The 22880-nt window shown below is 63.1% G+C and carries 26 protein-coding genes; 10 read left to right on the top strand and 16 right to left on the bottom strand.

Annotated features, from left to right (window positions below; all coding sequences use genetic code 11):
• Both AB5Y70_RS06965 and AB5Y70_RS06960 read left to right on the top strand, forming a co-directional pair.
• Nucleotides 1–800 (top strand): IS5-like element IS5 family transposase (locus AB5Y70_RS06965; protein WP_324051901.1); only part of this gene is annotated, 800 nt, incomplete at its 5' end.
• Nucleotides 801–1267: 467 nt separating this feature from the next.
• Nucleotides 1268–1510, top strand: a complete 243-nt coding sequence (locus AB5Y70_RS06960) for a DUF3297 family protein (protein ID WP_010673692.1) — start codon at nt 1268–1270, stop codon at nt 1508–1510.
• A gap of 269 nt (nt 1511–1779) precedes the next feature.
• Here AB5Y70_RS06960 and AB5Y70_RS06955 read toward each other — a convergent pair whose 3' ends face one another.
• Nucleotides 1780–2217 carry a DMT family transporter gene (locus AB5Y70_RS06955; RefSeq protein WP_010673691.1) on the bottom strand — a complete coding sequence of 146 codons (438 nt, stop codon included), beginning with the start codon at nt 2215–2217 and terminating at the stop codon, nt 1780–1782.
• Between the two features lie 10 nt (nt 2218–2227).
• A complete protein-coding gene (locus AB5Y70_RS06950; protein WP_010673690.1) occupies nt 2228–2716 on the bottom strand; it encodes a DMT family transporter in 489 nt (162 codons plus the stop codon).
• 100 nt (nt 2717–2816) lie between these two features.
• On the opposite strand from AB5Y70_RS06950, the gene AB5Y70_RS06945 reads away from it, so the two are divergent.
• Nucleotides 2817–3710: a LysR family transcriptional regulator gene (locus tag AB5Y70_RS06945; protein ID WP_010673689.1), complete on the top strand. Its 894-nt coding sequence runs from the start codon at nt 2817–2819 to the stop codon at nt 3708–3710.
• Between the two features lie 150 nt (nt 3711–3860).
• Nucleotides 3861–4964, top strand: coding sequence for an ElyC/SanA/YdcF family protein (locus tag AB5Y70_RS06940; protein WP_010673688.1), 1104 nt, complete (start codon nt 3861–3863; stop codon nt 4962–4964).
• Nucleotides 4965–5088: 124 nt separating this feature from the next.
• Here AB5Y70_RS06940 and AB5Y70_RS06935 read toward each other — a convergent pair whose 3' ends face one another.
• From AB5Y70_RS06935 to AB5Y70_RS06900, 8 genes are all read right to left on the bottom strand, one after another.
• Nucleotides 5089–5457 (bottom strand): DUF1428 domain-containing protein, encoded by a 369-nt coding sequence (locus AB5Y70_RS06935; protein ID WP_010673687.1) that lies wholly within the window; start codon nt 5455–5457, stop codon nt 5089–5091.
• Between the two features lie 73 nt (nt 5458–5530).
• Entirely contained in the window at nt 5531–6892 is a 1362-nt protein-coding gene (locus tag AB5Y70_RS06930) for an MFS transporter (RefSeq protein ID WP_010673686.1), read from the bottom strand.
• Nucleotides 6893–7056: 164 nt separating this feature from the next.
• On the bottom strand, nt 7057–7950 hold the full coding sequence (gene cyoE, locus AB5Y70_RS06925) for a heme o synthase (RefSeq protein WP_010673685.1): 894 nt from the start codon (nt 7948–7950) through the stop codon (nt 7057–7059).
• Between the two features lie 8 nt (nt 7951–7958).
• Entirely contained in the window at nt 7959–8288 is a 330-nt protein-coding gene (locus AB5Y70_RS06920; RefSeq protein ID WP_010673684.1) for a cytochrome o ubiquinol oxidase subunit IV, read from the bottom strand.
• On the bottom strand, nt 8289–8984 hold the full coding sequence (locus tag AB5Y70_RS06915; RefSeq protein WP_080560441.1) for a cytochrome o ubiquinol oxidase subunit III: 696 nt from the start codon (nt 8982–8984) through the stop codon (nt 8289–8291).
• Complete coding sequence (gene cyoB, locus AB5Y70_RS06910; RefSeq protein ID WP_041211612.1) at nt 8905–10881, bottom strand: cytochrome o ubiquinol oxidase subunit I; 1977 nt, start codon at nt 10879–10881, stop codon at nt 8905–8907. The genes AB5Y70_RS06915 and cyoB overlap by 80 nt, the downstream gene beginning before the upstream one ends.
• Before the next feature lie 3 nt (nt 10882–10884).
• Nucleotides 10885–11973 carry a cytochrome o ubiquinol oxidase subunit II gene (gene cyoA / locus AB5Y70_RS06905; RefSeq protein ID WP_319882053.1) on the bottom strand — a complete coding sequence of 363 codons (1089 nt, stop codon included), beginning with the start codon at nt 11971–11973 and terminating at the stop codon, nt 10885–10887.
• A gap of 506 nt (nt 11974–12479) precedes the next feature.
• A complete protein-coding gene (locus AB5Y70_RS06900) occupies nt 12480–12923 on the bottom strand; it encodes a carboxymuconolactone decarboxylase family protein (protein WP_010673680.1) in 444 nt (147 codons plus the stop codon).
• A gap of 119 nt (nt 12924–13042) precedes the next feature.
• On the opposite strand from AB5Y70_RS06900, the gene AB5Y70_RS06895 reads away from it, so the two are divergent.
• Nucleotides 13043–13957 (top strand): LysR family transcriptional regulator, encoded by a 915-nt coding sequence (locus tag AB5Y70_RS06895; protein WP_319882054.1) that lies wholly within the window; start codon nt 13043–13045, stop codon nt 13955–13957.
• Between the two features lie 90 nt (nt 13958–14047).
• Here AB5Y70_RS06895 and AB5Y70_RS06890 read toward each other — a convergent pair whose 3' ends face one another.
• The 3 genes from AB5Y70_RS06890 to AB5Y70_RS06880 form a co-directional block, all read right to left on the bottom strand.
• Complete coding sequence (locus AB5Y70_RS06890; RefSeq protein WP_039039207.1) at nt 14048–14377, bottom strand: DUF3634 family protein; 330 nt, start codon at nt 14375–14377, stop codon at nt 14048–14050.
• A gap of 95 nt (nt 14378–14472) precedes the next feature.
• Entirely contained in the window at nt 14473–15444 is a 972-nt protein-coding gene (locus AB5Y70_RS06885; RefSeq protein WP_041213226.1) for a nucleoside hydrolase, read from the bottom strand.
• 133 nt (nt 15445–15577) lie between these two features.
• Complete coding sequence (locus tag AB5Y70_RS06880; RefSeq protein WP_010673676.1) at nt 15578–15877, bottom strand: DUF3861 domain-containing protein; 300 nt, start codon at nt 15875–15877, stop codon at nt 15578–15580.
• Nucleotides 15878–15958: 81 nt separating this feature from the next.
• Here AB5Y70_RS06880 and AB5Y70_RS06875 point away from each other — a divergent pair, with 81 nt between their 5' ends.
• Together AB5Y70_RS06875 and AB5Y70_RS06870 are read left to right on the top strand one after the other, a co-directional pair.
• The gene (locus AB5Y70_RS06875; protein WP_010673675.1) at nt 15959–16381 is read left to right on the top strand and encodes a MarR family winged helix-turn-helix transcriptional regulator; all 423 of its coding nucleotides are present in this window, start codon (nt 15959–15961) and stop codon (nt 16379–16381) included.
• 129 nt (nt 16382–16510) lie between these two features.
• Nucleotides 16511–17080: a HutD family protein gene (locus tag AB5Y70_RS06870; RefSeq protein WP_029314060.1), complete on the top strand. Its 570-nt coding sequence runs from the start codon at nt 16511–16513 to the stop codon at nt 17078–17080.
• On the opposite strand, the gene AB5Y70_RS06865 is transcribed toward AB5Y70_RS06870, so the two are convergent.
• Nucleotides 17077–17283 carry a hypothetical protein gene (locus AB5Y70_RS06865; RefSeq protein WP_029314058.1) on the bottom strand — a complete coding sequence of 69 codons (207 nt, stop codon included), beginning with the start codon at nt 17281–17283 and terminating at the stop codon, nt 17077–17079. The genes AB5Y70_RS06870 and AB5Y70_RS06865 overlap by 4 nt on opposite strands.
• 197 nt (nt 17284–17480) lie before the next feature.
• Complete coding sequence (azu, locus tag AB5Y70_RS06860; RefSeq protein ID WP_010673672.1) at nt 17481–17921, bottom strand: azurin; 441 nt, start codon at nt 17919–17921, stop codon at nt 17481–17483.
• A 299-nt stretch (nt 17922–18220) separates the two neighbouring features.
• On the opposite strand from azu, the gene AB5Y70_RS06855 reads away from it, so the two are divergent.
• Nucleotides 18221–19264 carry an FAD:protein FMN transferase ApbE gene (locus tag AB5Y70_RS06855; protein ID WP_010673671.1) on the top strand — a complete coding sequence of 348 codons (1044 nt, stop codon included), beginning with the start codon at nt 18221–18223 and terminating at the stop codon, nt 19262–19264.
• A gap of 41 nt (nt 19265–19305) precedes the next feature.
• Here the strand turns inward: AB5Y70_RS06855 and AB5Y70_RS06850 are convergent, their stop codons facing one another.
• Nucleotides 19306–19731 carry an Hsp20/alpha crystallin family protein gene (locus AB5Y70_RS06850; RefSeq protein WP_010673670.1) on the bottom strand — a complete coding sequence of 142 codons (426 nt, stop codon included), beginning with the start codon at nt 19729–19731 and terminating at the stop codon, nt 19306–19308.
• A 269-nt stretch (nt 19732–20000) separates the two neighbouring features.
• On the opposite strand from AB5Y70_RS06850, the gene AB5Y70_RS06845 reads away from it, so the two are divergent.
• Both AB5Y70_RS06845 and AB5Y70_RS06840 read left to right on the top strand, forming a co-directional pair.
• Nucleotides 20001–21647, top strand: coding sequence for a response regulator (locus AB5Y70_RS06845; RefSeq protein ID WP_010673669.1), 1647 nt, complete (start codon nt 20001–20003; stop codon nt 21645–21647).
• Between the two features lie 58 nt (nt 21648–21705).
• Nucleotides 21706–22668 carry an ion channel gene (locus tag AB5Y70_RS06840; RefSeq protein WP_029314056.1) on the top strand — a complete coding sequence of 321 codons (963 nt, stop codon included), beginning with the start codon at nt 21706–21708 and terminating at the stop codon, nt 22666–22668.
• The last annotated feature ends 212 nt before the right edge of the window (nt 22669–22880 follow it).

Here is a 22880-nt window from a genome sequence, read left to right as displayed (position 1 = left end):
TACGCATTCACTGCATGCAGCATTGGTACAACCTGAGCGATGGCGCGATGGAAGATGCTCTGTACGAAATCGCCTCCATGCGTCTGTTTGCCCGGTTATCCCTGGATAGCGCCTTGCCGGACCGCACCACCATCATGAATTTCCGCCACCTGCTGGAGCAGCATCAACTGGCCCGCCAATTGTTCAAGACCATCAATCGCTGGCTGGCCGAAGCAGGCGTCATGATGACTCAAGGCACCTTGGTCGATGCCACCATCATTGAGGCACCCAGCTCGACCAAGAACAAAGAGCAGCAACGCGATCCGCAGATGCATCAGACCAAGAAAGGCAATCAGTGGCACTTTGGCATGAAGGCCCACATTGGTGTCGATGCCAAGAGTGGCCTGACCCACAGCCTAGTCACCACCGCGGCCAACGAGCATGACCTCAATCAGCTGGGTAATCTGCTGCATGGAGAGGAGCAATTTGTCTCAGCCGATGCCGGCTACCAAGGGGCGCCACAGCGCGAGGAGCTGGCCGAGGTGGATGTGGACTGGCTGATCGCCGAGCGCCCCGGCAAGGTAAGAACCTTGAAACAGCATCCACGCAAGAACAAAACGGCCATCAACATCGAATACATGAAAGCCAGCATCCGGGCCAAGGTGGAGCACCCATTTCGCATCATCAAGCGACAGTTCGGCTTCGTGAAAGCCAGATACAAGGGGTTGCTGAAAAACGATAACCAACTGGCGATGTTATTCACGCTGGCCAACCTGTTTCGGGCGGACCAAATGATACGTCAGTGGGAGAGATCTCACTAAAAACTGGGAATAACGCCTTAAATGGCGAAGAAACGGTCTAAATAGGCTGATTCAAGGCATTTACGGGAGAAAAGATCGGCTCAAACTGAAAAAATGAAATGACTGAGTCAGCCGAGAAGAATTTCCCCGCTTATTCGCACCTTCCCTTATGGGCTAATGTGGCATAGACATAACACAACATTTAAGAGTGACTCCCAATACTTTGCATTTTTCATTCAATTGTTGAGCTTCATACTGATCAATAGAAAAATAGGCCCGCCACCTTATTGAACAAGCCTCTGCCCAAGGCAGAGGAGTACGGCGGCGTGAGTGACTATGGTGGGCATATCGTAAAGCTCCAACTGAAAACGTTGGCCTACCTTATCCCCGCTCGGTGAAGTGAAGGTGAAGTTGCGGGTCGCCAGCCTTGAGCCCATGACGGGCATTGCCTACAATGACCCACTTTTTATCACACTCAGGTCTATAAAATGAGCGACAACAAACCTGCACTGCCCGACCGTCTGGCGGCCAACCCGCGCAGCCCGCACCATGTGGCAGAGTGCTTCGAGCACGAGATCGGCATTCGCGTGAACGGCAAGGAGCGCACCAATGTCGAGGAGTACTGCATCAGCGAAGGTTGGGTGAAGATCCCCTCCCCCAAGGCCAAGGATCGCTACGGCAACCCCATGCTGATCACCGTCAAGGGCACCGTCGAGGCTTTCTACGCCTAAGCGGCCCTGACCGCGCGCCCCGCCGGGCCCGCCGCCATGCTGTTCAGAACACCGGCCTTGCGCCGGTGTTCTGCTGTTGAGGGCGGCCCAGGGTTACAGGCAGCCTCTCTTTCTTTGCTCTCTTTTGCCTTCCTGTTTCTTCCTTTCCTTCCCTTTCTTTCGCCTTTTCCTTTTCATCTGGGCCCTGATCCGGCTGGCGAGCCGCCTTTGGCATCCAGGCAGGGCGATGCTCTTGTCATCCCTGCCGGTTTACCCAGGCCATCACCGCATCACTCACCCTCGGGAGCGCGACTTGCCGCCCTGCCAGCGTTGCAGCGCAGCCCCGCCAGCACCAGCAGGATGCCGAGCAGATCGCTCGCGGCCAGCCGTCCGGCCAGGGCATCGAGCAGGGCCCCCCCCGCCAGCTGGCCCGTGACGATGAGCAGGGCGCAGGCCAGGGCGCCGATCCGGCCGATGGCCCAACTGCTGATGGCGACGAACAGCGCCCCCAGCACCCCGCCGAGCAGCAGCCAGGGATCGAGCCCGGCGAGCCGCTCCCAGGGTGCCCCCTTGAGGATGAGCAGGGCGCCGAGCAGCCCGAAGCCGAGCAGGTGGTTGGCAAGGGACGCCGTCATGGCGCCCCGGGCGCTGGCGAGGCGGCCATTGAGGGTGCGCGACAGGCTCACCGCCACGCCGTTCAGCAGTCCCAGCAGGATCAAGAGGGTCATGGTGTCTCTCCTAATGCAGCACGATAAGCAGGGCGCCGGCCATCACCAGCAGGGCGGCGAGCGCGTCCTTTCCCGAGGGGCGGCGGCGAGCCAGTCCGAGCCAGCCGAGGCCATCGCACAGGGCACCAAACAGCAGCTGGCCGAGCAGCAGCAAGGCCAGGGTGCCTGCCATGCCGAGGGGCGAGTTGAGGCACAGGGCCGCCAGCACCACGGTGAGCGCCCCCGGCAGACCACCGAGCCAGGCCCAGGGCGGGGCCGCCTCCGGCGTCGGGGGCCCTGGGGAGAGCCACCACAGGAGCCCGGCCACCAGGCTGCCGACCCCGTGGGCCAGCCAGCTCGCGAGCCAGGGGTCGGTGGCGCGGGACAGGGCGCCGTTCTGGGCGATCATCAGCGCCAGCAGCAGGCCGGCGGCGAAGGCGGCCAGGGCGCCCAGGGTCTGGCCAAGTGTCTGTCCGAGGGCGGGGCGGCCGGGGCCGCGGTCAACAAGCGGGGGGATCATGGGGTTGCTCCTTGGTTGAACTGACGAGCAGGGTAAATTGTTTTTGATTTGGGGATAATCTACCCTCATGGAACAACATTGTTTCCATAACGAGAACAACATGAACCAGGAAGCCTTCGCCCTGCTCCCCGCCTTCGTCGCCGTGGTGGAGTCGGGCACCTTCTCCGGCGCCGCCCGTCAGCTCGGTCTCAGCAAGTCGGTGCTGAGCAAGAAGGTGAGCCAGCTCGAGCAGGCCCTCGGCTGCCAGCTCCTCTATCGCACCACCCGCTCCCTCACCCTCACCGAGGCGGGGGAGCGCTACTTCGAGACGGTGCGCCATGCAGTACGCCTGGCCAGCGACGGGGAAGATGCCATCGGCGCCCTGCAATCGGCCCCCCGCGGCCTGCTGCGGGTGACGGTGCCCATGGTCTATGGCCGGCGCCACATCGCCCCCCTTGTCCCCGAGTTTCTCGCCCTTCACCCCGAGGTGCAGTTGCAGCTGGAGATGAGCGACGCCCGGCAGGATCTGGTGGCCGAGGGGTTCGACGTGGCGGTGCGCATCGGCGAGCTGGAGGATTCGAGCCTGGTCGCCCGCCGCCTCGCCCCCTGTCTCAGCACCCTGTGCGCCGCCCCCGCCTACCTGGCGCAGGCCGGCACGCCCCGCACCCCGGCAGATCTCGAGCGCCACAACTGCCTCTTCTACTCCCTGTTTCGCGGCGGCACCCAGTGGCGGCTGCACGGGCCCGAAGGAGAGGTGGCCATCACCCCCAGGGGCAATTTCGAGGTCAACAACAGCGATGCCATTCACACCGCGCTGCTGGCGGGGCTTGGCATCGGCAACATGCCGGACTTCATCGTGGCGCGGGATCTCGCCATCGGGCGGCTGGTGCCCGTCCTGCCAGACCATGCCCTGCCCGAGCACGGCATCTGGTGCGTCTATCCCAAGCGCCGCCACCTGCCCGCCAAGGTGGAGGCCTGGCTGGCCTTCCTGCAGGAGCGTCTGGGGCTGCGATGAGGGTGGCCATCGGGATAACCGGAACGGTTCACGTTTTTTTCATCGGGAAGGGAGTAGAGTAGGCAGCAAACCAAACATCTGTTTTTATTGGAAAAGCATTCAGGGGACGAGCCAAGGCATCGCGCCCCGCACCCCACAGGGAGCCCCATGATGAAGAAAACCGCGATTGCCCTGACCCTCACCAGCCTGCTGACGCTGCCGCTCGTTGTCTCATCCGATGCCTGGGCCGCCCCGGTGCGCTCCCTGCAAAAGGAGCAGAATTACGAGCAGTTCATCAGCAAGCGCCAGGTGGTGGATCAGCTGCTGGCAGACGCCGCCCGCATCTTCCACTCCCCTGCCCGGGTCTCCGATGCGGGCTTCACCGCCAAGATGCCGAGCAACATGGAGCAGGTGACCACCCTGCTGCTGGAGGCCCACCAGCTCGAGCCCTATCGCACCGATCTGCTCATCTCGGCGGCCAACGCCCAGATCTACAACGGCAACGTGGACAGGGCCATCGCCCTGTTCGAGCAGGCCCTCACCGCCGCCCCGGACGATCTGGACATCAACACCTATCTGGCCACCTGGCAGCGCTTCAAGGGCAACCAGGCCAAATCCGATGGCTATCTCAAGCGGGTCGGCGAGCTCAATGCCGGTCGCGCCGCCGACTTGCAGCGACTGTTCGCCACCGTGGACAGAGTGGTCGCCACCCCCCTCAAGGAGCGTCAGGGACGGGGCGAGAAGAAGGGGCGCCGCGCCATCGTCACCCTGGGCTATGCCCTCAATCCCGACGGCTCCATGCACGACATCCTGCTGGGACGCCTCGAGACCACCCGCGCCCTGGCCCAGGCCGATCCGGCGGCCCTCGTCATCCTCACCGGCGGCGTGCCCCAGAACCGCCAGACCGAGGGCAAGCTGATGGCGGACTGGCTGGCGAAAAAGGGCATCGACCGCTCCCGTATCATCGAGGAGAACTACGCCACCAGCACGGTGGAGAACGCCCTCTACAGCGGCTATGCCCTCGCCCGCCACGAGATTGAGTTCGCCACCCTGGTGAGCTCGGCGAGCCATGTGCGCCGGGGCCAGACCCTGCTGGAAATCGCCTGTTGGCAGAGCGGCCCGGCGAACATCCGCATCGACAGCGTCGCCTACCCGGACAAGCCCCTCTCGGCCCTGGCCAAGGCAAGCCCGGAGGAGCTGCTTGGCATCTACCGGGACGCCCTGCGCACCTATGGCCTGTGGAGCTACCGCTCGGCCCCGCTGGTGGAGCGCTGATCCCCCGGCATGGCGCCCAGCAAAAAGCCCGCCGGCTGGCGGGCTTTTTCATCATCTGACGGGCCTGGGTGTTGCCATCGGCCCTTGCGCTCCGGCCACCAGGGTGAAGCCCCGATGGCCGGTCTCAGCCCTTGAGCTCCAGCACGGTGGTGAAGCCTCCGAAGATCATGCGGGCGCCGTCAAACGGCATGGTCTGGTGCAGGGGATTGGCGGGGTCCATCCTGGGGTCCTGCATCATCTTGCCCATGGCGTCGTCCCGCACCGCCTTGCTCGGCCATTCCACCCAGGAGAAGACCACGGTTTCATCCTCCCTGGCCGCCACCGCCCGATAAAAGTCGGTCTGCTTGCCGTGGGGCACGTCGTCCCCCCAGCACTCCAGCACCCGGGTGGCGCCGTATTCGAGGAAGATGGGGTCAAACTGCCCCGCATGATCGATCAGGGCCTGCTTGTTGGCCGTCGGCACGGCGAGCACGAATCCGTCCACGTATGACATCAGAGGTTCCTCCTGTGAGTGAGGATCTCAGCATAGCAGCCGCCCTTCAGCCCGCGCTCTGCGCCGCCAGCCATCAAAAAGAGACCAGCCGCTCCAGATCGCTGCGGGTCAGGCGCTTGCTGTCCACCTTCACGTAGAGGGAGTGCTCCTCGCGTACCAGCAGCACGTCGCTCACCCCCTCGCAGGCGCGGATCCGCTGCTCCAGGGCCGGGGTGGCCTCGACCCCTTCCGGCAGCACGATGCGCAGGCTGCTCACATAGGGGGGCTCGGCCATGGTGAGGCTCACCCCGAGCCAGGCAAGGGCCAGGGCGGCGCAACCGCCAAACACCAGGGGGCCGCCCCCCAGGCTGTAGAGCAGGCCGCCGAGACTGCCGCCGATGGCGACCCCGAGGAACTGACTGGTGGAGTAGACCCCCATGGCGGTGCCCTTGTAGCCCGGCGGGGACTCCTTGCTGATGAGAGACGGCAGCAGCGCCTCCATCACGTTGAAGCCGATGAAGAAGAGCTGCAACCCGGCGAGCAGACCCCACAGCTGTTGGCCGCTCTGCCAGAGCACCAGCTCGGCGGCCAGCATCACCACCACGCAGCCGAGGAAGACCCGCTTCATCTGGCGGTGCTTCTCGGCATAGATGATGAAGGGCACCACGCTCACGAAGGCGATCAGCATGGTGACCAGATAGGCCTGCCACTGGCTGTCACGGGGCAGGCCCGCACGCTCCAGCAGGGGCGGCAGGGCCACGAAGCTCGACATCAGCAGGGTGTGGACGCAGAGGATGCCGAGGTTGAGCTTGAGCAGGCGAGGGTTGGTGAGCACGGTACGAAAGCTACCTCGCACCATGGCGGACTCGCGATTTTGCAGGTGGGCCGCCGGGGTCGGCACCACCCAGAGCACCATGGCGATGGCGGCCAGGGCCAGCAGGGCGATGAGCCAAAAGAGGCCGGACAAGCCCAGGGCATGGGTGATGAGGGGGCCGGTCACCATGGCGATGGCGAAGGTGATGCCAAAGCTCACCCCGATGAAGGCCATGGCCTTGGTGCGGTTCTGCTCGCGGGTGAGATCCGACAGGAGCGCCATCACGGCGGCGGAGATGGCGCCGCTGCCCTGCAGGGCGCGCCCGACGATGACCCCCCAGATGGCGTCGCTCAGGGCGGCGATGACGCTGCCAAGGGCAAACATCAGCAGGCCGCCGACGATGAGGGGCTTGCGCCCCACCTTGTCGGAGAGCAGGCCGAAGGGGATCTGGAACAGGGCCTGGGTCATGCCGTAGATGCCGATGGCAAGCCCGATGAGCGCCTCGGAGGCGCCCGCCAGGGACATGCCGTAGGTGGTCAGCACCGGCAGCACCATAAACATGCCGAGCATGCGCAGCGAGAAGACGGAGCCGAGCGCCCAGGTCGCGCGTCGCTCGCCCCTCGTCATGGTGAAATCATTCATGAGGGCCTCGATGAGTCAAAAAGAAGAGGAAAAGAAAGGGGTGACAGGCGCCCGGCCGCCCCGAAAAATCGGCGATGCCCCTCGCAGGGCGGCGCCCATAATAGCAGAGCCGGGAAGATTCCCGGCTCTGGATTTCATGCATTTCAGGGGTGCAGTTCACACTATCAGGGCAGCATGCTCACCAGCACCGGCGCTGCGTCCGGCTGGAAGTCCACCGACATCATTACGCTCAGGCAAGTAATGGTGACGATGGAGAACATGAACAGCTTGCGCGCCCAGAGGGAGTCGTCCACCGCCGCCTTGTAGCCCGACAGCGCCATCCCCAGCCACCAGACGCTCACCGCGGTGGCCACCACCAGATACTTGTAACCGGCGTAGCCGCCGAGGAACAGCATCAGGGTCGGCACCATGAACGCCAGGATGTAGAGGGTGATGTGGAGCTTGGCCACCGGGATCCCCTTCACCACCGGCAGCACCGGGATGTTGGCGGCCTGGTAGTCCTTGAAGCGGAAGATGGCGATCGCATAGGAGTGCGGCATCTGCCACAGGCTGAAGATCGCCAGCAGGATCAGGGCCCCCGAGTCGAACTGCCCGCTCACCGCGCAGTAGCCGATGACCGGCGGCGCGGCGCCGGAGAGGCTGCCGACCAGGGTGCCATAGACCGAGTGGCGCTTCATGTAGAGGCTGTAGACCCCCACATAAACCAGGAAGCCCAGCACCGCCAGCAAGGCGGCCAACGGATTGGCCGCAAAGTAGAGCAGTGCAATGCCCGCAACGCCCAGCGCCGTCGCATACCAGAGGGAGACACCGGGGGCGATGAGCCCCCGCACCAGGGCGCGGTTCTTGGTGCGCTCCATGATGCAGTCGATGTCCCGGTCGATGTAGTTGTTGAACACGCAACCGGAGGCCACCACCAGTGACACCCCCACCATGGTCAGGATGAACAGGGGCACATCCAGGCTCCCCTTCGAGGCCAGCAGGAATCCCCCGATAACCGAGATGAGGTTGCCAAAGATGATGCCCGGCTTGGTCACTTGCAGGTATTGCTTCATCATCATCAACCCGCTCAGTGAACCATCATGTTGATGTTGAGGTTGTACATGATCCACAGGGAACCCACGACCACGATGGCGATGATGAGCACGGTAAAGACCAGTGCCACCAGGTTCCAGCGCTCCTCGGAGGAGGTGTTCATGTGCAGGAAGTAGACCAGGTGTACGAAGATCTGCACCACCGCCATGGCCACCACGGTGCCGAGCACCACGGCGTGGGAGGCGGAGCCATCCATCACCATCCAGAACGGCACGGCGGTCAGGATGAGTGACAGCACGAAACCGATCATGTAGGACTTGACGCTGCCGTGGCTGGCGCCGTGATTGTCAACGGAATGACTCATTTACATGACCCCCATCAGATAGACCACGGTGAAGACGCAGATCCATACCACGTCGAGGAAGTGCCAGAACAGGCTCAGGCACATCAGGCGAGTGCGGTTGCGCTCGGTCAGCCCCTTCTTGGTGATCGACACCATCATCACGATGATCCAGACCAGGCCGCTGGTCACGTGGATACCGTGGGTCCCCACCAGGGTGAAGAAGGCAGAGAGGAAGCCGCTGCGATCCGGGCCCGCCTCGTGCACGATCAGGTGATGGAACTCGTAGATTTCCATCGCGATGAAGCCGGCACCCAGCAGGAAGGTGACGAACAGCCAGGTGTTGACTGCCGCGACCTTGTTCTTGTTCATGGCCAGCATGCCGAACCCGAAGGTGATGGAGCTCAGCAGCAGCAGCATGGTTTCGGCGAACACGAACGGCAGTTCGAAGATGTCCTTGCCGGTGGGGCCGCCGGCAGTGCCGTTGACCAGGACCGCATAGGTCGCGAACAGGGTCGCGAACAGGATGCAGTCACTCATCAGGTAGATCCAGAAACCGAATACCTTGGTGGCACCGGCATCGTGGTGCCCATCCTCATGGGCACCGTGAGAGTGATGTAGTACGTCAGTCGCCATGGAATTAAGCCACCTTGTTGATGTTGTCGAAATGCTGACCTTCGATGCGCTCGATCTCGTCAACCTGTACGTAGTAGTCCACATCGTCGTTGAAGCTGTGGATGATCCAGGTGGCGATCATGCCGATGAAGCCGGCGATGGCCATCCACCAGATGTGCCAGATCATGGCAAAGCCGAACACCACGCTGAAGGCGGCGATGATGACACCGGCACCGGAGTTCTTCGGCATGTGGATGGGGGCATACTGGGCAGGCTTCTTGTAAGCGCTGCCGTCAGCCTTGGCTTCCCAGAAGGCGTCCAGACCGGTGACCTTCGGCTCGATGGCGAAGTTGTAGAACGGCGGCGGAGAAGACGTCGCCCACTCCAGGGTACGGCCACCCCAGGGATCGCCGGTCAGGTCGCGGTTCTTCTCGCGGTCGCGAATACTGACCACGATCTGGATGACTTGGCACAGCACGCCCAGGGCAATCAGACCGGCGCCGCAGGCGGCGACCACCAGCCAGCCGTGGAACTCGGGATCGATGTTCTGGCTGACACGACGGGTCATGCCCATGAAGCCCAGCACGTAGAGCGGCATGAAGGCCACGAAGAAGCCGGTGATCCAGCACCAGAAGGCACGCTTGCCCCAGACGTCATCCAGCTTGAAGCCGAACGCTTTCGGGAACCAGTAGGTGATACCGGCGAAGCAGCCGAACACCACGCCGCCGATGATGACGTTGTGGAAGTGGGCGATGAGGAACAGGCTGTTGTGCAGCACGAAGTTGGCGGCCGGCACGGAGAGCAGTACCCCGGTCATGCCACCCACGGTGAAGGTGATGATGAAGCCGACGGTCCACAGCATGGGCGAGGTGAACTCGATGCGACCGCGATACATGGTGAACAGCCAGTTGAAGATCTTCACCCCGGTCGGGATGGAGATGATCATGGTGGTGATGCCGAAGAAGGCATTCACGTTGGCGCCGGACCCCATGGTGAAGAAGTGGTGCAGCCAGACGATGAACGACAGCACGGTGATCGCCACGGTCGCCCACACCAGGGAGGTGTAACCGAACAGCTTCTTCTTGCAGAAGGTCGCCACCACTTCGGAGAAGATCCCGAACACCGGCAGCACCAGGATGTACACCTCGGGGTGACCCCAGGCCCAGATCAGGTTGATGTACATCATCATGTTGCCACCCATGTCATTGGTAAAGAAATGGGTACCCAGGTAGCGGTCTGCGGTGAGCAGGGCGATGGTGACGGTCAGGATCGGGAAGGAGGCGATGATCAGGATGTTGGCACACAGGGCGGTCCAGGTGAAGACCGGCAGGCGCATCATGGTCATGCCAGGGGCACGCATGCGGATGATGGTGGCGAAGAAGTTCACGCCGGTCAGCAGGGTCCCCAGACCCGAAATCTGCAGACTCCATATCCAGTAATCGACCCCGACCCCGGGACTGAACTCCAGCCCCGACAAGGGCGGATAGGCCAGCCAGCCGGTCTGGGCGAATTCACCGACCCCGAGGGAGACGTTGATCAGCACCACGGCCGCGGCGGTGAACCAGAAGCTCAGGTTGTTCAGGAAGGGGAAGGCCACGTCACGGGCACCGATTTGCAGCGGCACCACGATGTTCATCAGACCGATCACCAGCGGCATGGCCACGAAGAAGATCATGATGACGCCGTGGGCGGTGAAAATCTGGTCGTAGTGATGGGCATTCAGGTAGCCTTCGCCACCCCCGGAGGCGATGACCTGCTGGCCACGCATCAGCACGGCGTCGGCAAAGCCACGCAGCAGCATGACCATGCCCAGAATGAGATACATGATACCGAGGCGTTTGTGGTCGACCGAGGTCAGCCACTCTTTCCACAGATATTGCCACTTGCCGTAGTAAGTGATGAGACCGGCGATGGCCAGGCCCCCCAGAATGATACCGGCTATCGTGACCATGATGATAGGTTCATGGTACGGAATAGCCTCGAGTGTCAATTTTCCAAACATCGATTATTCCTCGGATCCTGCTTTCACACTCTTGTCGGCCGACATGGCCATGTGTCCGGCATGGGCGTCATGGTTCATGGCCTGGTTCTCCATGGCGTCCTCTTGCGAGGCCTCATGGTTCATCCCTTCGTGGTCCATGGCACCCGCTTTCGGGGCGGCGTCATGGTTCATGGCCTCGTGGTTCATGCCCTCGTGATCCGCGGAGCCCGCAGCCGGGGTAGCGTGACCACCATGGGACATGCCGCCCATGAACTTGTTGATGATGTTGACGAACAGCTTGGGATCGGCGCTGGCGAAGTACTCCACCGGGTGGTTTTCGCTCTTCTTGGCCAGGGCATTGAACTCATCCATGGTGCTCAGGGCCTTGGAAGAGGCCTTCACCTTGGCTACCCAGGCGTCGAAACCGGCTTGGTCCTGGGTCGCGATGGCCTTGAACTTCATGCCGGAGAAACCGGCACCGCTGTAACCGCCGGAGATGCCCTTGTACTCGCCCGCCTCGTTGGCAATCAGGTGCAGCTTGGTCTGCATGCCGGCCATGGCGTAGATCTGGCCGCCCAGTTGCGGGATGAAGAAGGAGTTCATCACGGTGTCGGAGGTCACCCGGAAGTTGACCGGGGTGTTGACCGGGAAGGCCAGCTCGTTGACCGACGCAATGCCCAGCTCCGGATAGACGAACAACCACTTCCAGTCCAGGGAAATGACATCCACCTGAACCGGTTTGACGTCCGATTCCAGCGGCTTGTAGGGGTCGAGGGAGTGGGAAGTTTTCCAGGTGATCACCGCCAGGATGACGATGATGATGACGGGTACAGTCCAGACGACTGCCTCAATCTTGTTGGAGTGGGCCCAGTCCGGCGCATAGGTGGCACTGGTGTTGGACGCCCGGTATTTGTAGGCAAACGCCACCACCATGACAATCACGGGCACCACCACGATCAGCATCAAGCCGAGTGCGGTGAGTATCAGTGACTTCTGCTCCATACCGACCTGCCCCTTGGGGCTCATCAGTGCCATGTCGCAGCCACTCAGCAAGCTGGCGGTCGCGAGCAGCAGCAAAGCGCCCAAGCCCCTCTTCACATCAAAGAGTCTCATGCAATGTCCTCATCTTTTGAAGGCTTATTGGTATAAAAAAATGCAGCATTTTATTGCATCAGACCGGCATGTGAACAACATGAAAAATTAATCCCAAAAATGTTCAAAAGGTGATGGAAAGCGGTATCAGATGTTAATCCCTTGACAATGACCAATTTATTCAAGTTACACCGCGGCAATTCATCTTCCGTTAATCTCTCGCGCCACCAAAAGTGACCACCAATTAACCAAAAAGATCCATCTGGTCTGTTTTTAACCCGCCATTGCGATCAAAAAAGAGCCATACAGCCCCTTTTCGACTCACAGGTCATTTTTCCACACCTTGATCTGGATGGGTATTTTTCGGGGAAGATTAAAAAAATAATTAATCAAACGAATGTATGATTAACTTCCCGCCCCCCGACAACGGTCGCAACCCCTGGCGCCAGAAGGCACACTTCGTAACAAAACGGGCCCTTGTGCGGGCCCGTTGACAATCGTTTTCTCTCCCTCCCTCGGAGTCGGAGTCAGGAGTGATCGTGTTCCATCCGGGTCGCCACGGCGATCCGGTTCCAGGCGTTGATGGTGACCACCTGCACCAGACACTGGGCCAGCAGGGTTTCTCCCAGTTGGGCCAGCGCCGCCTCATAGGTCTGCGTCGTGAGCCCCTTGTCGGCGATCAGGGTCACCTCGTCGGTCAGGGCCAGCACCGCCCGCTCCCGGGCGTCGAACAGCGGCGACTCCTGCCAGGCGGCCAGCGCCAGCAGACGCTGGGCGCTCTCCCCGTGCTTCATCGCCACGTCGGCGTGCATCTCGATGCAGTAGGCGCAGCCGTTGATCATGGAGGCGCGCAACTTGATGAGCTCCTTGAGCGACAGGGGAATGTCGGTGCCCCCGAGGTAGGACTCAAGGCCCATCATGGCCGAGACGGCGGCGGGCACCTGGTTGGCGAGCTGGATACGGTGTGACATGGCAAGACTCCTGTGATGGACCCCGGATGGGGCGGTGAGCTGATTGTTCACTTTTTCATTGTTGATTAGAATATCGTCATAACCTGCAACAGTTTTGCGTTTATCGCAAAGGTGAATCCATGCTGGATCGCATCCGCATCCTGGCCCAGGTGGTGGAATCGGGCAGTTTCTCCCGTGCCGCCCGCGCCCTCAACCAGGCCCCCTCCTCTGTGACCCGTGCCATCGACGCCCTGGAGCAGCAGCTCGGGATCCCGCTCTTCAAGCGCAGCACCCGCCAACTGGTGCTGACCGAGCAGGGCGCCTATTTTCTCGCCCGCTCCCTGCCCCTGCTGGAGGAGGCGGATCAGCTGGTGCAATCCCTGCAACCCCTCTCGGTGGCGCCAGAGGGGCCGCTGCGGGTCTCGGTGTTCGAGAGCTTCGGCGCGTCCTGGCTCTCTCCCCGCCTGCCCGACTTCCTCGCCCGCTACCCCGGGGTGCGCCTGGAGGTTGCGCTGGACAACCGCATGGTGGATCTCGATGCCGAGAACGTGGACGTGGCGGTGCGCATCGGCAAGCCCGCCGACAGCAGCCTGCACACTCGCCATCTGCTCACCAACCGCTCGCTGCTGGTCGCCTCCCCCGCCTATCTGGCCCGCCATGGCGAACCCGCCCACCCCGCCGAGCTGGCCCACCACAACTGCCTCATTCGCGGGCATGGGCGCCAACGCCAGCACTGGTATTTCCAGCAGGGCACGGAGCGCGAGAAGGTGGCGGTGCAGGGCAACCTTGCCTCGGTCGGGGGCACGCCCCTGCTCTGCGCCGCCCTCGCGGGGTGCGGCGTGCTGCTGTCGAGCTGGATGGTGCAGCAAAGCATCGACGAGGGCACCCTGCTGCCGCTGCTGCCGCTGCTGCCAGAGTGGCTCGCCTCCCCCTACGAGGATCGCCAGGACGAGATCCACGCGGTGTTTCGTGGCGGCCGCTTCCTCAAACCCCAGACCCGCGCCTTCATCGACTTTCTGGTCGAGGCGATCAGGCCCTTGCAAGGGCCGCGCTGACCGCAACAGGGCCTCCTGGCGAAACCCTGAAAACGCAGACGCCGGGCACAGGGCCCGGCGTCTGGAAATGAGGGTCGCCACGGCGACCGCTCAGCGTGATTTTCGCCCGTCAGGGCTCGGGGAGAGCCCCCGGTAATCCCCGTAGGGGAAGATGTTGCGCAGGCGCTGGGCCACGGGCTCGGGGATGGAGCGGGAGAAGACCAGCCTCACCCCGTTGCCGTCCCGCAGGCCCAGGATGCGCCCGCGCACCGGCTCATGGTGCAGGATCTGGGTCGCCTGGGTCACAAAGCGCGGCGGCACCGAGCCCCGCTTCACCACCACCTTGCCCGGCGCGAGCCGGACCTCGAACAGGGCGCCGCGCCCCAGCGTCATCAACCACCCGATCAGGGCTATCGCCACCAACAGAGACAACCAGGCCATTGCGTCTTCCTCCCGTCAACCCGATGTTCGCCAGTATAACCGGGGGCGCCTCACCATGACCCGGCCGCCATCACGCTTTCACTCACTGCCGTGCCTTATCGGCGCCCCTTGCCCCAGGCCACCAGGGTATCCCGATAGAGGGCGAGCAGGGCCTGATCCCGCACCGCGACCCCGACCTGCTGGGCCGGGCAGTGGGCCCACTCGTCATGGGGATGGCGGGTGTCGTCAAATTTTTGCAGGGTATGGCCGATGGCGGGCCCCTCGGTGATGACCCGCACCGGCCCCTTGCGCAGGGTGAACAGTGCAGGATCGATCACATAGGCGATGGCGGAGGGATCGTGCACATGGCACCCCGCCATGCCGATGCGCTCGGAATAGAAGCGCAGGTAGAAGCGGCTGACATCCCACAGGAAGCGGCCCGGCTCCCCCGCATCGTCCCGCAGGGCATCCAGATAGTCGGCGGTGAAGATACTCTGCTGGGTGACGTCAAGCCCGATGATCACCAGGGGCCAGGGGGCGGTGAAGACCCGGTCCGCCGCATCGGGATCGTCGTGGATATTGGCCTCGGCATAGGGGGTCACGTTGCCGCGATGGCCGTTGACGCCAAAGGCGCCGCCCATCACGACCACTTCTTTCACCAGGGCGGCTACCTCGGGGGCCGCCTCGAGCGCCAGCGCCAGGTTGGTGAGGGGCCCGATGGTCACCAGGGTGATCTCGCCGGGGTGGGCCTTCACCGTCTCGACGATGTATTGCCAGGCCGGACGGGGATCCGGGATGAGGGTCACCTCCCCCGCCTGGACGTCACCAAAGCCGCTCGGGCCGTGCACCACTGTCGTCGGCCCCACGGGCTCGCGCAGCAGCGGCGCGGCGGCGCCCCGGGCCACGTCCGCCTTCATGCCATATTTTTGTTTGAGCCAGAGGGCGTTGCGGGTGCCGTTTTCGATGGTGGCATTGCCAAACACCGTGGTGATGGCGAGCAGGTCAATGGCGGGGTGCGCCTCGGCAAACAGAATGGCCATGGCATCGTCGATGCCGGGATCGGTATCCAGAATGATCTTGTGGGTCATGGGTCCTCCGTGAAACGAGCTGCCAGTGTAGCGGGCCGTCGCCGCTTTGACAGCACCGGGATCACAACCTCGGGGTTTCCTTTGCATCAGGCATCCTGGCGGGACCACTCGCCCCTGGGGTCAGGGCTGGAGGTCACTCGGAAGGGGCGACCACGGCCTCCTCTCCCCTGGCGGTGCGTTTCAGTTGCCCCATGAATTGCTTGAAATGGGGGAGAAACCCCTTGAACAGCTCCTCTTTGCGATGCTGCATCATGACTTCGCCAAACAGCTTCAGCCCGACGATAAACGCCTGATGTTCCTGCTCCGACATGGTCAGCTTCCCCTTGCTGAGCACCAGGATGGCAAAGATGTCGTCGTGATTCTGGCAGTCGAACTGCAACGGGGGCACCTCGCGGTCCAGCGCCTGGACCTGTACACGATAGCTGTGTGGCATCTTTCATCTCCTCTCGGGCTGGGCTTTTGCCCACATGGTTGATAAAATCAATTAAACCCTTTCAAGTTGACTTTATCAACCATGAAGTTGTCAAACCGCCTCTTCCGGATCCTCGATCAGTACAAAATCGCCATGACCCAGCATTTCCGGGCACAGCAGATCGCCCTTAGCCCCCTCCATTACAAGGTGCTGCAACTGATCCATGCGCTGGATCCCGCCACGCCGCAGCTCATCGCACAGCGGTCGGGCCGCGACAAGGCGCAGGTGACGCGCCTGCTGCAGGAGATGGAGAAACAGGGGCTCATCGAGAAGCGGCCCCATCCCACTGACAGACGCAGCATCTGTCTGGCCTTGACCCCGCTGGCCTGCGAGCGGGTCAGCCAGGGAGAGCAGCAGGCCGCACGGCTCGACGAACGGCTGTGTTCCCTGCTGACGCCGGCGGAGATAGCGCAGTTGCAGCAACTGCTGGACAAGATAGAAAAAGGGCTTGAGTCGACCGATTAGGGTCAGCGTCAGGGGGGCCACTGCCTGATTTGTGGCCAACCAGCGCGGCCTGTGCTGGCGGCGCCTTGTGAGCCACTCCCGGAGATGGTATCACTGGCCCCACTCTCCCCTTCCCGCCGAGGCGCCATCGTGATCACCCTGATTAAAGAGTCCGACCAGTTGAAAATGCCCTGGAAGAACAGGCAGGGCACCACGGCCCAGATCCTGATCTCCCCCCCTGGTTCGACCCTGGACAAGCTCGACTTTGACTATCGGCTGAGCTCGGCCCCCATCAAGGAAGCGGGGAGTTTCTCCCGCTTTCCCGGCTACCAGCGCATCCTGCTGCCCGTCAGCGGTGCCGGTTTCGTGCTCAACGGCCACCCCTACGCCACCTTCGAGGCGGCCCACTTCAGCGGGGATGACGAGACCCGCTGCGAGCTGCTGAAAAAAGAGGTGACGGATCTCGGGCTCATCTACCACCCGGCGCGCATCAGCGCCAACGTGCGGGTGCTGAACCTGCCCTTCCCCCTCAGCCTCACCCTGGAGGCGGACAAGTGCTACCTCTGCCACCTGCTGGAGGGCCAGCTCACCGTGCAGGGGCAACAGGTCGCACCGGGCGAGACCCTGGTGGTGCAGGGAGAGGAGAGCATCCGCTTCGAGTGCGGGAAGAAGACCACCCTCGCCTTCTTTACCCTGCAGCCCAAGCAGGCCGCTGTTTAACGCCGGGGGGCAAGGCCCCCGCTGTCGAGGCAGGCCTGCATGGTGTCATAGGGGGTATAGTGCCTGGTGCGGCTGTAGTAGGTGCCGCCCTTGGGGTGACAGATGCCGCTCCGGCTCTTCTTCACCGGGGGCTCGGCGGCCAGCGCGATGGCGCAGACCAACAGCAGGCAACAGCCGAGCACCCATTTGATGGCGTTTCTCACGACAACCTGTTCCTCTTGGGGGGGCATCAGGCCCGAAAGGCGCCTATCTTACCCTCTTCCGTCCCCCACTCACCCCGCGCCGGATCATGAAACGGGGCACGCCATCCCCAGGCGGACGCCCAAAGCTTGGCATGCCACGGCAAGTGGGCACAAAAAAGCCGGGATACCCCGGCTTTTTCCTGTCAGGCCATGGCGGCCTAGCCGACCTTGAAGGCCCCCTTCATCAGGGCGAAGTGGCCCGGGAAGGAGCAGAAGAAGGTGAGATCCTTGCCCGCCAGGCCGTCGGTCTTGAAGGTAACGCTGGTGCTCTCGCCGCCCCCCACCAGCTTGGTGTGGGCCAGGATCCTGGGGTCATCCTTGGGCAGGTAGTCGTGATCGACCCCGGCGCTCATGCCGGCGGTGGCGATGGCCTGATAGTCGGCGGTGTTGGCCAGCACCCAGTTGTGGCCCATGTTGGCCACCGGCAGCTTGCCCGTGTGATTGAGGGTCACCGTCACCTCCTTGCAGGTGGCCGGCACGCTCATCGCCGTCTGGTTGAACTGCATGGCGTCATTGCCTTCGATCACCAGTGCGCACTCGTCGGCCAGGACCGGGGTGGCGAGGGAGCCAAGAAGCAGCAGGGTTAACACCTTTTTCATCACGTTCTCCTTTGATTGACGAAGGATGACAGCACAGGCATCTCGCCCCCGTGGGCGCGACCCGCAAAGATGCTGTCAGGATCGATCTTCATTGTATTCAAATGTCACCGAAGGACGACCGCTTTTGGGCCAGCCTGCGGGCCCGGTCACTTCTTTTCTCCCGACCCCGGGCCCAAAGCGGGTTGATCACATCCCCGTCCCGCTTAATTATTTGCGGCCTTCCCGCCCACGGCCACTCGCCAACACCGCAGCCGTTGGCTAAGCTGCTCCCCCGTCGATGACTCCCGCGAGAATGAGAGATGAAGTTCCCCTTTGCGCCTGCGCTGGCGCGCACCCTGCTGCTCTCCCTGATCCTGCTGCTTGGCGCCTGCCAGCCGGCCCCGACCCAGACCCGCATCCAGGGCAATACCATGGGCACCTATTATGCGGTGACCCTGAGCGACCCCTTCCCCGGCGGACAGGGGGCACTGCATCAGGAGGTGGAGGCGCTGCTGGCACGCCTGAACAAGGAGATCTCCACCTATGATCCGGGCTCCCTCATCTCCCGCTTCAATCAGGGAACGGGGCAGCCCCCCCAGGTCATCCCGGCCACCATGGCGAAGATTGTGCAACAGGGCATTGACGCCGGGCACCTCACCCGGGGGGTTCTCGATGTCACCGTGGGCCCCCTGGTCAATCTGTGGGGATTCGGGCCGGACAAGCGCCCGGTCAGGCGGCCCAGCTCAGAGCAGATCGCCAAGGCGCGGGAGCGGGTCGGCATCGACAAGCTCACCCTGACCCCCGAGGGGGATCACTTCCTGCTCGGCAAGGCCATCCCAGACCTCTATCTGGATCTCTCCACCCTGGGCGAGGGTGCGGCCTCCGACGAGATAGCCGGGCTGCTGGAGCAAAAAGGGGTCCACAACTACCTCATCGAGGTGGCGGGGGCGGTGCGCAGCAAGGGGCACAACGACAAGGGCAATCCCTGGCGGGTGGCCATCGTCGAGCCCTCTGACAGACCGGGCGCCATCGAGGACGTGGTGACCCCGAACGGCATGGCGGTGAGCACCGCCGGCAGCTATCGCAACTATTACGAGCTCGACGGCAAGCGCTACTCCCACATCATCGATCCTGCCACCGGCGAGCCCGTGACCCACAAGCTGGTCTCCGCCACCGTCATCACCCCCACGGCCCTGGAGGCCGATGCCCTCGACACCGCCCTCATGGTGATGGGCCCCGAGCGGGCGATGGCCTTTGCCAGGGAGCACAAGCTGGCGGTCTATCTCATCGAGAAGACCGCCACGGGCTTTGCCGCCAGCCACACCCCCGAGTTTGCCCCCTATCTGGTGCGCAAGCAGCCCTGAATGACGAGGCCCCGCAGTGCGGGGCCTCGTTCACTGACCGCCTATTCGATGGGGATGCGGTGGGGCGCTGGGCTGGCCGCCTGCTTGGGCAGGCGCAGGGTGAGGATGCCGTTGTCAAAGCGGGCGCTCACCTGCTCTGGCGACACCTCCACCGGCAGCTCGACGCTGCGCGACACGCTGCCATAGTAGCGCTCGCTGCGCAGGGCCCGTTCATCCTTGCTCTGGCTGTCAAACTGGCGGATCTCCGCCTTCAGGGTCACCAGCTTGCCGTGCACGTCCACGTGGATGTCCTCCTTCGCCACCCCGGGCAATTCCGCCAGCAGCAGGTAGTCATCCCCGCTCTCCCGCAGATCCAGCTTGATCTGGCCGGGCAACGGGTCCCCGTGCAGGGGGCGGATGTAGAAGCCGGAGGCCATGTCGTGGAACAGGTCATCAAACAGGCTGGTGCGACTCGGTAGCAAACTCATCTGATCCCTCCTTGTGAGCGGGCAAGGGAGCAGACGGGCACCCTGCCCTCTGCTGCCTCCCGCATGCTGACGCTCTTCAAGTCTAAAAACCGGGACAGCGCCTGCCAGTGCCAACTCACCTTCCCTTGACCGGGATCAAAGGCAAGACACCCTTTTTTCACCCAAGGTCTGCGGGAAAAACCGGGGCCCCTCCCCATGTGCAATTGCCTGCCTGCGGACTTTGGTGGCACACTTCTCCCACCAGCCCGTAGCGCCTTGATGCCAGACAGATGCAGACACCGGACTCCGTACCCGAGAAGAAACCCCAGCCCAAGCCCAAGCGCATCCTGCTGGTCAACGAACAGCGTTCCTTCCAGATGATGATGAAGGCGATGCTGATCAACATCGGCATCAACCGCATCACCTACACCAACTCCGCCGACGAGGCGCGCCGCCGCTGCCAGAAAGAGAGCTTCGACATCTATCTGCTCGACTATGAGCTGGGGGCGGGCGAGAACGGCCGCCAGTTGCTGGAAAGCCTGCGGGATCAGCAACTCATTCCGCCCCAGAGCGTGGTGATCATGGTCAGCAGCGACGGCTCCCGCGCCATGGTGCTGAGCGCGCTGGAAGCCGAGCCCGACGAATACCTGATGAAGCCCTTCTCCCAGGAGCAGTTCTCGTTTCGCCTCAAACGCGCCCTCGCCCGTCGCCAGGCACTGGAGAGCGTCTTCAGCGCCCTCACCCGGGACGATCTGCCCGCCCTGGTGGAGGCCTGTGCCAAACAGGCGGACGCGGTGCCCCGCTTTGCCAACTTCTGCCGCTGCCTGCAGGCCGACACCCAGCTCAAGCTGGGCCAGGCCAAAGAGGCCCGCAGCCTGATGCGCCAGCTGCTGGCGGGGCAGGAGAACAGCTGGGCTCGCCTCACCCTGGGCAAGGCGTGCCATACCCTGGGTCTGCACGAGGAGGCGGTAAGCCACCTGCAAGCCACCCTGAAACACACCCCCCTGATGGTGGAGGCCTACCTCTGGCTCGCGGAGTCCCTGCTGGCGCTGGGCAATGACGAGCAGGCCCAGCAGGAGCTGCGCCGGGCGGTGGACATCTCTCCCCAGTCGGTGCAGCTCTCCCGCCGTCTGGCGGAGGTGTGCCTGCAACGGCACGACTACGCCCAGGCCAAGGACGTGCTGCTCGCCCTCATCGACTTGTCGCGCAACTCGATCCACCGCACGCCGCATTATCTCGGGGCCTATATCCAGACCCTCACCTTGTACGCCCTCAACAGCAACGACGGCTACCACATCGCCAACCTGCAAAAGCAGGTGAACTCCGCCCTGTCGCGCATCCGCGACTCCCTGATGATGTCGGAGTTCAACTACCCGGTGTTCGAGCAGATCTGCCAGGCCCGGGTGCGCATCGCCCTGGGGGAGCTGCTCAAGGGCAAGAAGATGCTCTATCGCGCCAACCAGAACTGGCTGGACGAGCCCGCCACCATGCCTCCGGCTCTCCTTGGCGAGACCATACTCGCCCTCTATCAGCTCGGGGAGTTCGAGTACGCCGAGAGCCTGCAACCCCTGCTGGCGGAGGATGAGGATCGGCTGCTCACCACCTGCATCCAGGTAACCCGGGATGACAAGACGGTGCAGGAGCGGCGCCAGCGCTATCAGCAGCTCAACGATCTGGGTATCAAGGCCTATCAGGCCGGAGAGCTGGAGCAGGCCCTCGGCCACTTTCGCGAGGCCCTGCGCCGGGCGCCCGCCAATACCGGCGCCGCCCTCAACAAGATCCAGGTGCTGCTGCAACTCATGCAGAAGAACCGCAAGAGCCCGGAGTTTGGCGCCGAGTGCAAGGAGACCCTGGAGGTGCTGGAGGGCATCCCCCTCAACCCCGCCCAGCAGGAACGTTTTCGCAAGCTGCGCCAGGAATATCATCAGCACAGCTGAATCCCCCTCCTCCCCTCACCTATGCTGATACTGACTCAGGGAAGGGAGGGGCAACACCATGGCAATGTGCCGATACCTGGTGGCCGATGGCCGCCACTGCACCGAAGAGGCAGGGGATCATGATCTCTGCCGCTGGCACGACCCCGCTGCGGCCCACAACACCCCTGATACCGCCGAGGCGCTGGAGCGCTATGTGCGCCAGGGAGGCCTGTGCCACGGCCTGCAACTGGCCCGTGCCGAGCTGGCGGATCTCAACCTGGTGAACAGGCAGGGTCCGGAGGGATTCTTGCTGGAGCAGTGCAACCTCTATCGCGCCAACCTGCGAGGGGCACACCTCTACGGCATTCGCATCAAGGGCGGCAGCCTGATGAAGGCCGACCTGAGCGAAGCGAACCTCCATTGCGCCACCCTCGACGACGTCAACCTGCTCGGCATCCGCTGGAAGAACACCCGCCTCGACAACCTGGAGACGGGCAAGCGGCTGATGCAGGACAGAAAGGGGCGCCGCGAGCGGGACCCGGCGCAGGCCCGCGTCTGGTTCAAGGAGGCGGAGGAGACCTACCGGGATCTGCGCAAGGCCTCCGAGGCCCAGGGCATCTTCACCATGTCCGGTCGCTACATCCAGCAGGAGCTCACCATGCGCCGCCTGCAGATGCCGTTCTGGTCCTACCGCCGCTTCGCCTCCTGGATAGTGGATCTCTTCTGCGGCTACGGCGAGGCCCCCATGCGGGTGGTGCTCTTCTCCCTGCTGCTCATCGTCATCTGCAGCATTTTTTACTTCTTCTGCGGCCTCAACTTCGCGGGCACCCACCTCATCTATCGCCCGGACGCCCCTCTGGAGCAGAACGCCATCTTCCTGATGGAGTGCCTCTACTACAGCGTGGTGACCTTCACCACGCTGGGGTATGGGGACTTCACCCCGGTGGGGTTGTCGCGGATCTTCGCCGCCTTCGAAGCCTTTACCGGCAGCTTCACGCTGGCACTGTTCGTGGTGGTGTTTGTCAAGAAGATGACCCGCTAGAAACCTGTCCACGATCTTGCTGGGAGGCCACTTCCAAGGCTCATGTGCTGCTCGCTTATGTGTCGCCAGGCGCTCCCATGTATACATATGTACTCAGGTTCCTCTGCTGCGCGTCACCTTGCTGACAGACTCTCGCGACAGATCGTGAACAGATTCCCGAGCCGCTGCGCCAGTCACAGCCCCCGAACTTGCATCCATCGCGGATTCCTAGT

The sequence above is a fragment of the Aeromonas sp. s1(2024) genome (assembly GCF_040908005.1).
Taxonomy (GTDB): domain Bacteria; phylum Pseudomonadota; class Gammaproteobacteria; order Enterobacterales; family Aeromonadaceae; genus Aeromonas; species Aeromonas caviae.
This window is presented reverse-complemented; position numbering and strand designations above follow the sequence as displayed.

Excerpts from the sequence above, each read along its gene's own strand:
- AB5Y70_RS06960 (WP_010673692.1), top strand. The coding sequence starts at position 1,268 with ATGAGCGACAACAAACCTGCACTGCCCGACCGTCTGGCGGCCAACCCG.
- AB5Y70_RS06955 (WP_010673691.1), bottom strand. The coding sequence starts at position 2,217 with ATGACCCTCTTGATCCTGCTGGGACTGCTGAACGGCGTGGCGGTGAGC.
- AB5Y70_RS06950 (WP_010673690.1), bottom strand. The coding sequence starts at position 2,716 with ATGATCCCCCCGCTTGTTGACCGCGGCCCCGGCCGCCCCGCCCTCGGA.
- AB5Y70_RS06945 (WP_010673689.1), top strand. The coding sequence starts at position 2,817 with ATGAACCAGGAAGCCTTCGCCCTGCTCCCCGCCTTCGTCGCCGTGGTG.
- AB5Y70_RS06940 (WP_010673688.1), top strand. The coding sequence starts at position 3,861 with ATGAAGAAAACCGCGATTGCCCTGACCCTCACCAGCCTGCTGACGCTG.
- AB5Y70_RS06935 (WP_010673687.1), bottom strand. The coding sequence starts at position 5,457 with ATGTCATACGTGGACGGATTCGTGCTCGCCGTGCCGACGGCCAACAAG.
- AB5Y70_RS06930 (WP_010673686.1), bottom strand. The coding sequence starts at position 6,892 with ATGAATGATTTCACCATGACGAGGGGCGAGCGACGCGCGACCTGGGCG.
- cyoE (WP_010673685.1), bottom strand. The coding sequence starts at position 7,950 with ATGATGATGAAGCAATACCTGCAAGTGACCAAGCCGGGCATCATCTTT.
- AB5Y70_RS06920 (WP_010673684.1), bottom strand. The coding sequence starts at position 8,288 with ATGAGTCATTCCGTTGACAATCACGGCGCCAGCCACGGCAGCGTCAAG.
- AB5Y70_RS06915 (WP_080560441.1), bottom strand. The coding sequence starts at position 8,984 with ATGTGGACTACTACGTACAGGTTGACGAGATCGAGCGCATCGAAGGTC.
- cyoB (WP_041211612.1), bottom strand. The coding sequence starts at position 10,881 with ATGTTTGGAAAATTGACACTCGAGGCTATTCCGTACCATGAACCTATC.
- cyoA (WP_319882053.1), bottom strand. The coding sequence starts at position 11,973 with ATGAGACTCTTTGATGTGAAGAGGGGCTTGGGCGCTTTGCTGCTGCTC.
- AB5Y70_RS06900 (WP_010673680.1), bottom strand. The coding sequence starts at position 12,923 with ATGTCACACCGTATCCAGCTCGCCAACCAGGTGCCCGCCGCCGTCTCG.
- AB5Y70_RS06895 (WP_319882054.1), top strand. The coding sequence starts at position 13,043 with ATGCTGGATCGCATCCGCATCCTGGCCCAGGTGGTGGAATCGGGCAGT.
- AB5Y70_RS06890 (WP_039039207.1), bottom strand. The coding sequence starts at position 14,377 with ATGGCCTGGTTGTCTCTGTTGGTGGCGATAGCCCTGATCGGGTGGTTG.
- AB5Y70_RS06885 (WP_041213226.1), bottom strand. The coding sequence starts at position 15,444 with ATGACCCACAAGATCATTCTGGATACCGATCCCGGCATCGACGATGCC.
- AB5Y70_RS06880 (WP_010673676.1), bottom strand. The coding sequence starts at position 15,877 with ATGCCACACAGCTATCGTGTACAGGTCCAGGCGCTGGACCGCGAGGTG.
- AB5Y70_RS06875 (WP_010673675.1), top strand. The coding sequence starts at position 15,959 with ATGAAGTTGTCAAACCGCCTCTTCCGGATCCTCGATCAGTACAAAATC.
- azu (WP_010673672.1), bottom strand. The coding sequence starts at position 17,921 with ATGAAAAAGGTGTTAACCCTGCTGCTTCTTGGCTCCCTCGCCACCCCG.
- AB5Y70_RS06855 (WP_010673671.1), top strand. The coding sequence starts at position 18,221 with ATGAAGTTCCCCTTTGCGCCTGCGCTGGCGCGCACCCTGCTGCTCTCC.
- AB5Y70_RS06850 (WP_010673670.1), bottom strand. The coding sequence starts at position 19,731 with ATGAGTTTGCTACCGAGTCGCACCAGCCTGTTTGATGACCTGTTCCAC.
- AB5Y70_RS06845 (WP_010673669.1), top strand. The coding sequence starts at position 20,001 with ATGCAGACACCGGACTCCGTACCCGAGAAGAAACCCCAGCCCAAGCCC.
- AB5Y70_RS06840 (WP_029314056.1), top strand. The coding sequence starts at position 21,706 with ATGGCAATGTGCCGATACCTGGTGGCCGATGGCCGCCACTGCACCGAA.